This window comes from Mesorhizobium sp. M4B.F.Ca.ET.058.02.1.1, from assembly GCF_003952505.1.
Classification (GTDB): Bacteria; Pseudomonadota; Alphaproteobacteria; order Rhizobiales; family Rhizobiaceae; genus Mesorhizobium.
Genome location: NZ_CP034450.1, coordinates 3949846 through 3962491, shown reverse-complemented (window position 1 = coordinate 3962491; position 12646 = coordinate 3949846). Strand labels below are relative to the sequence as shown.

The following is a 12646-nucleotide window of genomic DNA, read 5'->3' as shown; positions in this document are numbered from 1 at the left end:
CAAGCCGCCGGGCCGCCCCCCAAAAGTGCCTAGTTGGCCGTCGCGGCCGGCGCGGTACGGCTGTCGGCGGCGACGATGACGCTCAGGCCGGCGCGCAGCTTGCCGGTCTTCAGGACGTCGGCTGGCACGTCGATGCGGACCGGAACGCGCTGCACCACCTTGGTGAAGTTGCCGGTGGCGTTTTCCGGCGGCAGCAGCGAGAACACCGCACCCGAAGCCGGCGCCAGCGACGAGACCGTGCCTTCGAAACTCTGGCCGTCGATCGCGTCGACCGTGATGCGGACCTTCTCGCCGGCCACCAGATGGCCGAGCTGCGTCTCCTTGAAGTTGCCGACGATGTAGAGCTTGTCCATCGGCACGACGACGGCGAGCTTCTGGCCGGGGCTGACGAGGTCGCCCTGCTCGACCGAGCGGTTGCCGACGACGCCGTCATAGGGCGCCTTGAGGACCGTGAAGGACAGATCGCGCGCGGCCTTGTCGCGGCCGAGCTGCAGCGAAGCCAGGGTGCTTGCCGACTCCGCGCGCTGCGCCTCGAGCACCCCAATATTGGCTTGGGCAGCGGCGATCTGCGCATCGGCGCCGACGAGCGCCGCCTTGGCCTGGTCGAGCGCTGTCTGCGCGTCGTCGAGCTGCGCCTGCGTGCCGACATGGGTCCTGAGCAGCTGCGCCGCGCGGTCCTGGGCGCGCGCCGCATTGTCGGCCGCGGCCTGGTCGGCCACCTTCTGCGCCTGCGCCTGCTGCAGCGAGGCCTGGGCTGCCTTGGTCTGCGCGTCGATGCGGTCGAGCGTCTTCGCCAAAGTGGCGATCTGCGCCTCGGCCTGGGCAACAGCTATCTTGTAGTCGCCGTCGTCGATGGTCAGCAGCGGATCGCCGGCCTTGACCTGTTGGTTCTCGCTCACCAGGACCTTGTCGACATAGCCGGAAATCTTCGGCGACACGAACGACATGTCGGCCTGGACATAGGCGTCGTCGGTTGAGATCATGAAGCGGCCGTCGGTCCAGTAGTCGTAGCCGTACCAGCCGGCGGCGCCGAGCAGCCCAAGCCCGATGATGGGCAGAAGCAGCGAGCGCACCGAACGCTTCTTCTTGGCGGGCGCCTCGGCAGGGGTCACGGTGGCGGGCTGCGGAAACGCTTCCGGCGCTTCGGTCGATGGTTGGACCTTGGCGTTGGGAAACGTGCGGACTTCGGCGGTGGCGGGCGCGTTCGAGGACATGATATCTCTCAGCAGGTCTATATGAGGAAATTCTGTTATACTGAACCGTTCGGTTCGATACGGAGATTGACTTAGCGCTAAAACAGGCCCATATCAAGAGGCAATCGAACCGGTTGGTTCGAATTATTCTGCGAGGTGTGACTTTTATGGCCGAAACAGTGTCCGACCCCGGCACGGACCAGTGCGACGTGCTGGACAGCCTGCGTCGAGGCCGCCCGGCGGCTGGGCAGGATCCGGTCAAGCGCAGCCAGATTATCGAGGGCGCGCGCCGTGTCTTCATCGACAAGGGCTTCGAGGCCGCCTCGATGAATGACATAACCCGAGAGGCCGGTGTCTCCAAAGGCACCATCTATGTCTACTTCGCCAACAAGGAAGAGCTGTTCGAGGCGCTGATCGAGGAAGAGCGCGGCACAATCTTCAAGAACATGTACGATATGCTCGACCGCTCCGGCGACCTGCGCGAGACGCTGGTCAAGTTCGGCAAGGTGCTGTCGCTCAAGATCACCTCGGCCAAGGTCATCCAGGCGCAGCGCACGGTGATCGGCGCGGCGGACAGGATACCCGACATGGGCGCGCGGTTTTACGAGCGCGGCCCGAAACGCGGCCATGACAAGGTCATGGCCTTCCTCAATGCCGCCATCGAACGCGGCCTGCTGCAGATCGACGATGTCGATCTTGCGGCCTATCAGTTCACTGAACTTTGCCTGGCCGGATTTTTCCGCCAGTGCATATTCTCCTACCGCACCAAGGCCCCAGCCAGGATGAGATCGACCATGTCGTCAGGTCGGGCGTCAGCATGTTCCTGAAGGCCTACGGCACCGAAAGGCTCGCGGCCGAGGAGCAGGCGGCGCAGTCGGCGTGAAAACCTGAAGCGCGCGGAGCGATTGCGAAGGATCGCGACGTGCCTTGACGTCGCGACGCAGATTCGTAACCAGCCCCGATGTCCGCGGGGCACGTCCTTCCTCCCGCTTAAATCGACCGTCGATCGCCCCTTTTGCCGAGCCCTCCGGAAGGGCTTGTTAACCATCGGTTCCTATGTCTCGGGACACGTTTGTTCGACGAATCTCGAGTGTGACATCCATGCGTTTCTCCCGTGCCAATCCTTCCGGCGCTTCCGCCCATGGCGACAACGTTGACAGTCATCCGGAAGATGCCCGGCAGCAAGGCGCGGCCGCGCCGCCGCAGCGGCAAACGGGGCAGGTCGTCACGCTGCGAGCCTCCGTTGAGGGCGAATCGAATGCCGCCGCCTCGTTGGATTCTGAGGGTGGCGAGTTCGGCCGCCCGGCCTGGCAGCAATATTTCTTTCTCGCGCCCAATGTGCGCTTTACCCGCACGCCGGATTCCGACAAGCGGCCTGCAGCGCAGCCGGATGATGAAGCGCCGGCCAAGGCGATGCCTTCCCGCGGCGATTCCTTCCGCCCCGCGCCGTCGGCCCCCCAGCCGGCCACTCCGGCCGGGAAAATTTCCGCCCTGGTCTCCACTGCTTCGGCCAGATCGCCGCAGGCCATCGTCAAGCCGACGCAGGCCGTTGCCGCGCCGCCGCGGGCGGTCGCCACTCCGGCGCAAAAGGCGCAGCCGCCGAAATTCCGCTGGTCCTATCTTTCCGATGATGCCTTTTTCGAGTTCAGCATGCCCCTGCTCGCCGAGCGCCTGGCGCGGGCTCGCCTGAACGAATCGTCGCCACCGCCCGCCTCGGCGCCCGTGCAACCTCCGGCGCGACCGACCCAGTCCGGCTCCGCCTCCCCGGGCGAGGCAATTTCGTTCTACCGCGTCATCGAATGGCGTTCGAACGGGCCGGCGCCAAGCCCTGCCCCAACGACAGCGCTGGCCGGCACGCCCGCCGCCCGGCCCGCTCCGCTGGACACCGAGCCTCGGGCGCCTGCGGCGGAGCCCGCCGCGCCGAGTTCCGTTCCAAAAGGCGCCCGGACCGCGAAGCGCGCGCCGTCTCTGCCCGCCGCCGGCAAGGTGGTGCCGTCGACCGCCCCGTCCGGCTACGAGCTTCCGTCCGAGGAACTGCTGCAAATGCCGCCGGAGGGCCAGGGCTTCTACATGTCGCAGGAGCGGATGGAACAGAACGCCGACCTGCTCGAAAGCGTGCTGGAGGATTTCGGCGTCAAGGGCGAGATCATCCATGTCCGGCCGGGTCCGGTCGTCACTCTCTACGAGTTCGAGCCGGCGCCTGGCGTGAAGTCCAGCCGCGTCATCGGCCTGGCCGACGACATCGCCCGCTCCATGTCGGCGATCTCGGCGCGCGTCGCCGTCGTGCCCGGCCGCAACGTCATCGGCATCGAACTGCCTAACGAGACGCGCGAGACGGTCTATTTCCGCGAACTGATCGAATCGGCCGGCTTCCGCAACACGTCCTGCAGACTGGCGCTCGGCCTCGGCAAGACGATCGGCGGCGAGCCGGTCATCGCCGACCTGGCCAAGATGCCCCATCTGCTGGTCGCGGGCACCACCGGCTCCGGCAAATCGGTCGCCATCAACACCATGATCCTGTCGTTGCTCTACCGGATGAAGCCGGAGGAATGCCGCCTCATAATGGTCGACCCAAAAATGCTGGAACTGTCCGTCTATGACGGCATCCCGCATCTGCTCACGCCCGTCGTCACCGATTCCAAGAAGGCCGTCACGGCGCTGAAATGGGCAGTGCGCGAGATGGAGGACCGCTATCGCAAGATGGCGCGCCTCGGCGTGCGCAACATCGACGGCTACAACCAGCGCGCCGCCACCGCCCGCGACAATGGCGAGGTCGTTGTCATGCAGGCGCAGGTCGGCTTCGAGAAGGGCACCGGCGAGCCGCTGTTCGAGGAACGGGAAATCGACCTGGCGCCGATGCCCTACATCGTCATCATCGTCGACGAGATGGCCGACCTGATGATGGTGGCCGGCAAGGAGATCGAGGGCGCCATCCAGCGGCTGGCGCAGATGGCGCGCGCCGCCGGCATCCACTTGATCATGGCCACGCAGCGCCCCTCGGTCGACGTCATCACCGGCACCATCAAGGCCAATTTCCCCACCCGCATCTCTTTCCAGGTGACGTCGAAGATCGACAGCCGCACCATCCTGGGCGAGCAGGGCGCCGAGCAGTTGCTCGGCCAGGGCGACATGCTGCATATGGCCGGTGGTGGGCGCATTGTCCGCGTGCATGGCCCCTTCGTCTCCGACATGGAGGTCGAGCACGTCGTGGCGCATCTGAAGGCGCAGGGGCGTCCGGAATATCTCGAAACGGTCACCGCCGACGAGGAGGCGGAAGAAGAGGCGGCCGACGCGGGTCCCGTCTTCGACAAGGGCGCGATGGCCGAAGAGGATGGCGACGCCCTCTACGAGGAAGCCATCAAAGTGGTCAAGCGCGACAAGAAATGCTCGACCTCCTACATCCAGCGCCGCCTCGGCATCGGCTACAATCGCGCCGCATCGCTGGTCGAACGCATGGAGAAGGAGGGCCTGGTCGGCACGCCCAACCACGTCGGCAAGCGTGAAATCCTGGCCGGCCGGCGGGACCACGCGCCGGAGCGCGACGAGACGGATTGACGAGGATCGGGGATGGGGCCGGGCGATACGCCGGTCTTGTTTGACCGGACGCGCTTTCGCGGGGGGTGCGTCAGCCGCCGTTGGCGGCGAGCACGATCGCGGCTCGCAGTTCCTCCAGCCCGTCGCTCTTTTCCGACGACGTCGCCAGGACGAACGGGAAGGCGGCCGGCCGCTTCTTGATCTTGGCCAGCGTCTCCTCGATCAGCCGCGGCACGCCGGCCGCCTTGATCTTGTCGGTCTTGGTCAGCACGATCTGGTAGGACACCGCCGCCTTGTCGAGCAGCGACAGCACCTCCTCGTCCTTGGCCTTGATGCCGTGGCGGGCATCGATCAGCACATAGACGCGCTTCAGTGTGACGCGGCCCTTGAGATAGTCGAAAACCAGCTTCGTCCAGTCGTCGACCTTTTCCTTCGGCGCGCTGGCATAGCCGTAGCCCGGCATGTCGACCAGCGCCATCGGCGGCAGGTCGGCGCCTTCGCCGGAAAAGCCGTCCGGCACGAAATAGTTGAGCTCCTGCGTGCGCCCCGGCGTGTTCGAGGTGCGAGCCAGCCCCTTCTGGCCGACCAGCGCGTTGATCAGCGACGACTTGCCGACATTCGAGCGGCCGGCGAAGGCGATCTCCGGCGGTCCTTCCGGCGGCAGGAACTTCATCGCCGGCACGCCGCGGATGAAGACCCAGCCTCGGGTGAACAGGTCGGTGCCGATCACGGTCTTGTCCATCAGACGGCTGCCTCCAGGCGGGCAATGTCGGCGCCCCTGATGGCGTTGAGGTTGCGGCTGATCTTGTCCACCGGCCAGTCCCACCAGGCTGCCATCAGCAGCCGCCGGACCGTCTTGTCGTCGAAGCGCATCTTCACCACCTTGGCCGCGTTGCCGGCAACGATCGCATAGGCCGGCACGTCGTGCGTGACAACCGATTTCGCCGCGACGATGGCGCCATGGCCGATTGTCACCCCGGGCATGATCACCGCATCCATGCCGATCCACACATCGTTGCCGACCACCGTGTCGCCGCGGATCTCCTTCGACCATGTCTTCGGGTCGAAGCCTTCCTCCCAGCCATGGCCGAAGATGTTGAACGGATAGGTCGAGAAGCCCGACATCGCATGGTTGGCGCCGTTCATGATGAAGCGCGCGCCTTCGGCGATGGCGCAGAACTTGCCGATGATCAGTCTGTCGCCGATGAACGGATAGTGGTGCAGCACGCAGCGTTCGGCGAATTTGTCCGGCCCGTCCGGGTCGTCGTAATAGGTGAAGTCGCCGATCTCGATGTTGGGCGCGGTGACCAGCCCTTTCAGGAAGCCGACGCGCGGATGCATCGGGATCGGGTGCTTGATGTTGGGATTGGGTCCGGTCATGGGCTGGCTCCGTCCACCCTTGCGACGAGACGGAGCTTATAGGGGTGTGCGGCGGCGCGGTCTACCTGTGGTGAAGCCGGGGTCCCGCGAAGCAGCGCGGGACCCCGGCCTGCCGGACGACCTCCCAAACACCGGCGTCGCAGCACCGGAAGCCGTCACGGCCTTTTGGGGAGGACTGAAAAAGCCACGATGAATACCTGGCCCGAGTTTCCGGGCGACAACAAAAAACCCGGACGAGCCGGGTTTTTCGAAGACTATTGATCGGGCTGCCGGCTATTCCGCCGGCGAGGGTTTCTTGCGGAACAGCGCCGCCAGATTGTCCCACAATTCGATCTTGGCGCCCTGGCGCTTCATGATCACGCCCTGCTGCAGGATCGACAGCAGGTTGTTCCAGGCCCAGTAGATGACCAGGCCCGCCGGGAAGCCCGCCATCATGAAGGTGAAGATGATCGGCATCCAGGTGAAGATCGCGGCCTGCGTCGGATCCGGCGGCGTCGGGTTCATGCGCATCTGCAGGAACATGGTGACGCCCATCAGCAGCGGCCAGACGCCGATCATAAGCATGTGCGGCAGCGTGATCGGGATCAGGCCGAACAGGTTGAAGATCGAGGTCGGATCCGGCGCGGCAAGGTCCTGGATCCAGCCGAAGAACGGCGCGTGCCGCATCTCGATGGTGATGTAGAGCACCTTGTAGAGCGAGAAGAAGACCGGGATCTGCAGCGCCACCGGCCAGCAGCCGGCCAGCGGATTGATCTTCTCGGTCTTGTAGAGCTCCATCATCGCCTGCTGCTGCTTCATCTTGTCGTCCGCGTATTTCTCGCGGATCTCGAGCATCTTCGGCTGCACCTTCTTCATGTTCGCCATCGACGCATAGGACTTGTTGGCGAGCGGGAAGAAGATGGCCTTGACGATGACGGTGGTGGCGAGGATGGCCAGGCCGAAATTGCCGAAGAATTTGTAAAGCGTGTCGATCAGCCAGAACATCGGCTTGGTGATGAAGTGGAACCAGCCCCAGTCGATCAAGAGGTCGAACCGCTTGATGTGGCGGTCCTCGGCATAGGCGTTAATCTTGGCGACTTCCTTGGCGCCGGCGAAGACCTCGGTCTCGACGGTCGCCGACTGGCCGGCATCGACATTGATCGCGTCGGTCAGGAAGTCGGACTGGTAGCGGTGGCGGCCATCCTCGAAATAGGCGTAGCGCGGCTGGAACGGCTGCTTCTCGGTCGGCACCAGCGTCACCGCCCAGTATTTGTCGGTGATGCCGAGCCAGCCGTCGGTCGACTTGCCGGGCTGGGCCTGCTTGTCCTTCTCGATGGAGGCGTATTTGTGCTCCTGCAAGCCTTCCGTCCCGGTATAGCCGATCAGACCCTCATGCAGCACATAGGTGCTGGCGACGGCCGGCTTGTCGAAGCGGGTGACGCGGCCGTAGTTGAACAGCGAGACGGCGGCGGCGCCCGAATTCTGCACCGTGTCGGAGACCGTGAACATATAGTCGTTGTCGACCGAGACGGTGCGCTTGAAGGTCAGGCCCTTGTCGTTCGAATAGGTCAGCGTCACCGGCGTCGACGGCGTCAGCGTCGCGTTGCCGTCGACCGTCCACACCGTATCGGCGCCCGGCACCGCGCCGGTCTTGTCGTTGCCGACGAAGCCGATCTCGGCGAAATAGCCGTTGGGCAGCGCCGACGGATTGAGCAACTCGATCTCGGGCGAGTTCTTGTCGACGGTCTCGGTGTAGTGCTTGAGCTTGAGGTCGTCGAGCCGCGCACCGGTCAGGTTGATCGAGCCCTCCAGGCTCGGCGTGTCGATCTTGACGCGGCTGGTCGCCGCCAGCGCCTGCGCGCGGCCCGCCGCCGTCACGGCCTCGCCGCCGGGAGCGCTCGGAATGGCGCCGGGGGCGGGGGCCGGCGTGCCGGCGGCGCCCGGATTGGCCGCCTCGGCGGTCTTCTTCTGTTCGGCCTGCCGCTGCTCCTCGATGCGGGCCGCCTCGCGCTGCTGCTCGACGCGCGGGTTCATGTAGAACACCTGCCACAGCGTCAGGATCAGCACCGACAGCGCGATGGTGATGAAGAAATTGCGGTTGTTTTCCATCGAAGCCCTTGGCCTATCGTGTTCCGCGCAGTCGGCGGGAAAGTTCGGCTTTCAACTGGCCGAACGGAATGGCGAGCACATCTTCGCGCCCGACGATGACATAGTCATTGCCCGGCGCCATGTCATCGGCCGCATGCGTGCGCACGGCTTCTCTCAGCCGCCGCCGGACGCGGTTGCGCACGACGGCATTGCCGACCTTCTTGGTGACGGTATAGCCGACGCGCGGCAAAAGCGTGTCGCCGCGGTCGAGAACCTCGACGAGGAAAAGCCGCCCGCGGCGCTTTTCGCCGCCGCGGACAGCCAGGAAATCCGCGCGCTTCAGAAGCCGCTTGGGATTTTGTCCCACTGGCTTGCCGGTTGCGGGCAACGATCTCGTCTTTCGTTCAGGCGCTGAGCCGCTTGCGGCCGCGGTTGCGGCGGGCGGCAACGACGCCGCGACCACCCTTGGTGGCCATGCGGGCACGGAAACCGTGCCGGCGCTTGCGGACGAGTTTGGACGGTTGGTAGGTACGCTTCATTTGTTTTAATACCGCGGGGTGCGGCCCTTCTTGATTCTGTCACTCTGTAACAGGAGCTTTGCCGGGCCGGTTTAGGCGCGATCGAAACCGCGCCGGGACGAATGGCCCGAGCGTGAGCGGGCTTATAGAAAGAAGGGTTTTGGAAGTCAATCCGGCGCTGGCTGCGCCCTTTGTCGCGATCGCGCGGTGGATGTTTTTTATCCCGCAAGGATGAAATTGGCAAAAAAGCCGCAATCGCCTAATCTTCGCTATCAAGTGTTTGTGAAGACCTGAAGCATGACTGAAGCCCAAGCCACGGACGACAGGGCCGGCGCGGCGATTACCGCTGCCCGCACGGTGCCCCTGTCGCGCGGCCTGTCGACCAAGCTTCTTCTGCTCACCATCGTCTTCGTGCTTTTGGCCGAAATCCTGATTTTCCTGCCCTGGATCGCCAGCTATCGGGTGAGCTGGCTGAAGGAGCGCCTGGGCACAGCGGCCGCGGTCTCGATCGTCCTGGTGCAGGGCGAGCCCAACTCGCTCTCGCGCACTGCCCAGAACGACGTTTTGATGGCGATCGGCGCCAAGGCGATCGCCGTGCGCGACGGCGGCGTCTCGCGGCTTTTGGTGGTGTCCGAGATGCCGCCGCAGGTCGACGAGCATATCGACATTTCCAAGGTCGGCATGATCGACGGCATGACCGGGGCGCTCGACACGCTGTTCTTCGGCGGCAAGCGCATGCTGCGCGTGTTCGGCCCGGTCGGCGAGAGCGACAAGGAATTCGAGCTGATCATGCCCGACTACGCCTTGCGCAGCGCCATGTTGGTCTATTCGCGCAACGTCGCCTTCGTCTCGCTGCTGATCTCGCTGTTCACCGCCATGCTGGTCTATGCCGCGATCGACTTGATCATGATCGGCCCGATCCGCGCCATGACGCGCTCGATGCTGACCTTCTCGGAGGCGCCCGACGATCCCGGGCGCATCATCCGTCCCGCCGCTCGCGCCGACGAGATCGGCGTCGCCGAGCGCGAGTTGTCGCAGATGCAGGAACGGCTGCAGAAGATGCTCTCCGAGCAGAAGCACCTCGCCGATCTCGGGCTGGCGGTGTCGAAGATCAACCACGACATGCGCAACATCCTGGCCTCCGCGCAGCTGATGTCCGACCGCCTGCGGCTGGTCAAGGACCCGACCGTGCAGTCCTTCGCGCCGAAGCTGCTGCGCGCGCTCGACCGCGCGGTGTCCTATTCGGAGGGCGTGCTCGCTTATGGCCGCACGCAGGAGCCGCCGCCGTCGCGCCGCCGCGTCCGGCTGCGCCAGCTGGTCGAGGACGTGCACGGCCTGCTCGACATCGAGGAGGGCATCGAATTCGTCAACGGCGTCGAGCACGCCTTCGAGGTCGATGCCGATTCCGACCAGCTGTTCCGCGTGCTCACCAATCTCTGCCGCAACGCCGTGCAGGCGATGGCGGCCGACACCGAAAGCGCTGTGGTGCGCAGGCTGGCCGTCTCGGCCGAGCGCCTGGGCAGCGTCAGCCGCATCGTCGTCACCGACACCGGCCCCGGCCTGCCGCCGAAAGCGCGCGAGAACCTGTTCGCCGCCTTCCGCGGCTCGGCGCGCAGCGGCGGCACCGGCCTTGGTCTGGCCATCGCCTACGAGCTGATCCGCGCCCATGGCGGCACGGTCGAGCTGGTCGAATCGATCGGCGGCCGCACCGTCTTCGCCGTCACCATCCCCGACCAGCCGGTGCGGCTCGACCAGGCGCGCGGAAGTTTGCGCCGACCTGCCTAGTCCGGACAAAAAGTGCCTGCGACAAAACTTTTGCCGGATCGGCTTGCTTTTCGGAAATTCAGTCGTTAGGGAACACGTCTCGTCGCGGCCGGTCGTCACGATCGGATCGCGGGGCTATGCCAAGCATGGCCTGATGCGCGCCCGTAGCTCAGCTGGATAGAGCACCAGACTACGAATCTGGGGGTCAGGAGTTCGAATCTCTTCGGGCGCGCCATTATTTCAAGCACTTAGCAGGGCGCCGCAGACTAGCACGACTAGTTTGTCTGCGATTTTGTCTGCGGAAGCGCAAACCTTCTCAGGATACGAGCCGCTACGAGACATCGGTGGAGATGCCGCATTCGGAGCGCGGTTGCGCAGCCGCGATAGTGCCAAACGCGCTAATGCCGAGTGCGCCGACAGCCACACTCATTCACATTGGTGGGACGTCCCTACGCCAGCCCGTCATCGCGGCAAAGCCAAATGAGGCGAAGGCCGAACTGAACTGACGGGCGGTAGTGACCGGCCGACGCCGCCGTAGCCGTCGGGACCGAACAGTCGGAGCGGCAGCGCCACCAAGGATGTTCATCGAGCCGAGACCGCCAATCCAGCGTTCCGAGTTGGTTTCGAAATCGAGACTGGCTGGAAACTCTATGAGGATCCAGTTGACATTTAACGCGTGAGCCGATACTAACACGTTAGTGGAAACTAACTTAAACAGCGGCTGGACGGCTCTCGGCGACACGACGAGGCGCGCGATCTTCGAGATGCTGGTCGAACACCCGAGTTCGGTGACCGAGTTGGCAAGCGCTCTGCCGGTCACCCGGTCCGCGGTTTCGCAGCATCTGAAGGTACTGAAGGATGCCAGGCTCGTGGTCGACACACCCGCCGGCAAGCACCGCATCTATCGCGTCGATCCCGATGGGTTGGCGGCTTTGCGCGCCGACCTGGACCGGTTCTGGATAAAAACGCTCGCGGCCTACAAGGAAGCCGTGGAGCAGCAGCCAAAGGAGTGATGATGAGTACGCAAGCAGCAGATACAATCGTCAGGCATTCGATCGTGGTCGAGGCACCGATCGAGCGCGCCTTCAAAGTCTTCACCGAGGACTTTGGCAAGTTCAAACCCAAGGAGCACAATCTGCTCCGTGTACCCATCGTCGAAACGGTGTTCGAGCCGCGCGTCGGTGGAAACATCTATGATCGCAGCGCAGACGGCAGCGAGTGTCGCTGGGCGAACGTACTGGCCTACGAGCCGCCGCACCGGCTGCTGCTTAGCTGGAACATCACGCCGCAATGGCGGCTGGAGACCGATCTCAACAAGACCAGCGAGTGGGAAGTGCGGTTCACCGCAGAGGCCGCCAACCGCACGCGCGTCGAGTTGGAGCACCGCAAGCTCGAGCGCCACGGCGCGGGTTGGGAAGGCGTGCGCGATGGTGTTGCGGCCGATCAGGGCTGGCCGCTCTACCTGCAGCGATACGCCGACCTGTTTGGTCGGTGACTCATGGATGAATGAAAGGTCCGCACTGGACGGTGCGGACCTTGCAGATCGGCTGCCATGTCGCAACGTGGGTTCGGTTTACGGTACGGCGCGGCCTTCGTACATGAAGACCATCGGCCTTGGCCCTTTCGCATAGCCTGTTTGAAGATGCCCGATCTTGAAGCCCGCGCTTTCGATCAGGGTGCGGATCGGTCGGTTGAGATGGCAGCCGCCGCCGATGCGCTTCCAGAACGGCGTCAGGCGATCCTGCCAGCGTTGAACCGACGCTTCCGGCGAGAGGCCGTGTTCCACGAACAGGAGTTGCCCGCCTGGCTTGAGTACCCGCCGCATTTCGCCAAGCGCCTGGCCGGCGCCGTGGATCGAGCAGAGCGTCCAGGTTGTGACAACGGTATCGATGGAGTGACTGTCCAACGGAATTTCCTCCGCCGAGGCCTCGATGAGATTTGCTGCGCAAGTACAATGCCTGGCGGTATGCCGGGCCATCGCCAATAGCCGCGGTGACGGATCAAGGCCGATCACGTCGTGCACGGCGGCAGGATAGAGTGGCAGATTCAGGCCTGAGCCAATGCCGATCTCGAGCACGCGTCCTTCCGCGGCCGAGAGCACGCTGTGCCTGTAAGGCAGCAGTTCACGGTTGGTCATTGAGCGGTGCACCAGGCGCGGCAGCAGGACATTCTGATAGAAGCCCACGGTCC

Annotated in this window: 11 protein-coding genes, 1 tRNA gene and 1 pseudogene; 6 read left to right on the top strand and 7 right to left on the bottom strand. The window is 64.5% G+C overall.

Annotation, left to right across the window (positions count from 1 at the left end; genetic code table 11):
• Nucleotides 1-29 precede the first annotated feature (29 nt).
• On the bottom strand, nucleotides 30-1214 hold the full coding sequence (locus EJ073_RS19375; RefSeq protein ID WP_126057172.1) for an HlyD family secretion protein: 1185 nt from the start codon (nucleotides 1212-1214) through the stop codon (nucleotides 30-32).
• Between the two features lie 146 nt (nucleotides 1215-1360).
• On the opposite strand from EJ073_RS19375, the pseudogene EJ073_RS19370 reads away from it, so the two are divergent.
• Both EJ073_RS19370 and EJ073_RS19365 read left to right on the top strand, forming a co-directional pair.
• A pseudogene (locus EJ073_RS19370) lies at nucleotides 1361-2076 on the top strand (TetR/AcrR family transcriptional regulator).
• Nucleotides 2077-2294: 218 nt separating this feature from the next.
• Entirely contained in the window at nucleotides 2295-4748 is a 2454-nt protein-coding gene (locus EJ073_RS19365; RefSeq protein WP_126057171.1) for a DNA translocase FtsK, read from the top strand.
• A gap of 70 nt (nucleotides 4749-4818) precedes the next feature.
• Here the strand turns inward: EJ073_RS19365 and yihA are convergent, their stop codons facing one another.
• The 5 genes from yihA to rpmH form a co-directional block, all read right to left on the bottom strand.
• Nucleotides 4819-5469, bottom strand: coding sequence for a ribosome biogenesis GTP-binding protein YihA/YsxC (gene yihA / locus EJ073_RS19360; protein ID WP_126057170.1), 651 nt, complete (start codon nucleotides 5467-5469; stop codon nucleotides 4819-4821).
• Nucleotides 5469-6107, bottom strand: a complete 639-nt coding sequence (locus EJ073_RS19355; RefSeq protein ID WP_126057169.1) for a CatB-related O-acetyltransferase — start codon at nucleotides 6105-6107, stop codon at nucleotides 5469-5471. The genes yihA and EJ073_RS19355 overlap by 1 nt, the downstream gene beginning before the upstream one ends.
• Before the next feature lie 273 nt (nucleotides 6108-6380).
• Entirely contained in the window at nucleotides 6381-8195 is a 1815-nt protein-coding gene (gene yidC, locus EJ073_RS19350) for a membrane protein insertase YidC (RefSeq protein ID WP_126057168.1), read from the bottom strand.
• 13 nt (nucleotides 8196-8208) lie between these two features.
• Nucleotides 8209-8562, bottom strand: a complete 354-nt coding sequence (gene rnpA / locus EJ073_RS19345; protein WP_126057167.1) for a ribonuclease P protein component — start codon at nucleotides 8560-8562, stop codon at nucleotides 8209-8211.
• Between the two features lie 16 nt (nucleotides 8563-8578).
• On the bottom strand, nucleotides 8579-8713 hold the full coding sequence (rpmH, locus tag EJ073_RS19340) for a 50S ribosomal protein L34 (protein ID WP_008833937.1): 135 nt from the start codon (nucleotides 8711-8713) through the stop codon (nucleotides 8579-8581).
• Between the two features lie 276 nt (nucleotides 8714-8989).
• Here rpmH and EJ073_RS19330 point away from each other — a divergent pair, with 276 nt between their 5' ends.
• From EJ073_RS19330 to EJ073_RS19315, 4 genes are all read left to right on the top strand, one after another.
• Nucleotides 8990-10477 (top strand): HAMP domain-containing sensor histidine kinase, encoded by a 1488-nt coding sequence (locus EJ073_RS19330; protein ID WP_126057166.1) that lies wholly within the window; start codon nucleotides 8990-8992, stop codon nucleotides 10475-10477.
• A 137-nt stretch (nucleotides 10478-10614) separates the two neighbouring features.
• Nucleotides 10615-10691, top strand: a tRNA-Arg gene (locus tag EJ073_RS19325).
• 529 nt (nucleotides 10692-11220) lie between these two features.
• Nucleotides 11221-11469 carry a metalloregulator ArsR/SmtB family transcription factor gene (locus EJ073_RS19320; protein WP_245455289.1) on the top strand — a complete coding sequence of 83 codons (249 nt, stop codon included), beginning with the start codon at nucleotides 11221-11223 and terminating at the stop codon, nucleotides 11467-11469.
• A 2-nt stretch (nucleotides 11470-11471) separates the two neighbouring features.
• A complete protein-coding gene (locus tag EJ073_RS19315) occupies nucleotides 11472-11951 on the top strand; it encodes an SRPBCC family protein (RefSeq protein WP_126057164.1) in 480 nt (159 codons plus the stop codon).
• A gap of 78 nt (nucleotides 11952-12029) precedes the next feature.
• Here EJ073_RS19315 and EJ073_RS19310 read toward each other — a convergent pair whose 3' ends face one another.
• Nucleotides 12030-12641 carry a class I SAM-dependent methyltransferase gene (locus tag EJ073_RS19310; protein ID WP_126057163.1) on the bottom strand — a complete coding sequence of 204 codons (612 nt, stop codon included), beginning with the start codon at nucleotides 12639-12641 and terminating at the stop codon, nucleotides 12030-12032.
• Nucleotides 12642-12646 lie beyond the last annotated feature (5 nt).

What these genes read in the sequence shown, in the direction of transcription:
- rpmH (WP_008833937.1), bottom strand. Translation starts at nt 8,713, where the DNA reads ATGAAGCGTACCTACCAACCGTCCAAACTCGTCCGCAAGCGCCGGCAC.
- yihA (WP_126057170.1), bottom strand. Translation starts at nt 5,469, where the DNA reads ATGGACAAGACCGTGATCGGCACCGACCTGTTCACCCGAGGCTGGGTC.
- EJ073_RS19375 (WP_126057172.1), bottom strand. Translation starts at nt 1,214, where the DNA reads ATGTCCTCGAACGCGCCCGCCACCGCCGAAGTCCGCACGTTTCCCAAC.
- EJ073_RS19320 (WP_245455289.1), top strand. Translation starts at nt 11,221, where the DNA reads ATGCTGGTCGAACACCCGAGTTCGGTGACCGAGTTGGCAAGCGCTCTG.
- EJ073_RS19355 (WP_126057169.1), bottom strand. Translation starts at nt 6,107, where the DNA reads ATGACCGGACCCAATCCCAACATCAAGCACCCGATCCCGATGCATCCG.
- EJ073_RS19365 (WP_126057171.1), top strand. Translation starts at nt 2,295, where the DNA reads ATGCGTTTCTCCCGTGCCAATCCTTCCGGCGCTTCCGCCCATGGCGAC.
- EJ073_RS19330 (WP_126057166.1), top strand. Translation starts at nt 8,990, where the DNA reads ATGACTGAAGCCCAAGCCACGGACGACAGGGCCGGCGCGGCGATTACC.
- yidC (WP_126057168.1), bottom strand. Translation starts at nt 8,195, where the DNA reads ATGGAAAACAACCGCAATTTCTTCATCACCATCGCGCTGTCGGTGCTG.
- EJ073_RS19315 (WP_126057164.1), top strand. Translation starts at nt 11,472, where the DNA reads ATGAGTACGCAAGCAGCAGATACAATCGTCAGGCATTCGATCGTGGTC.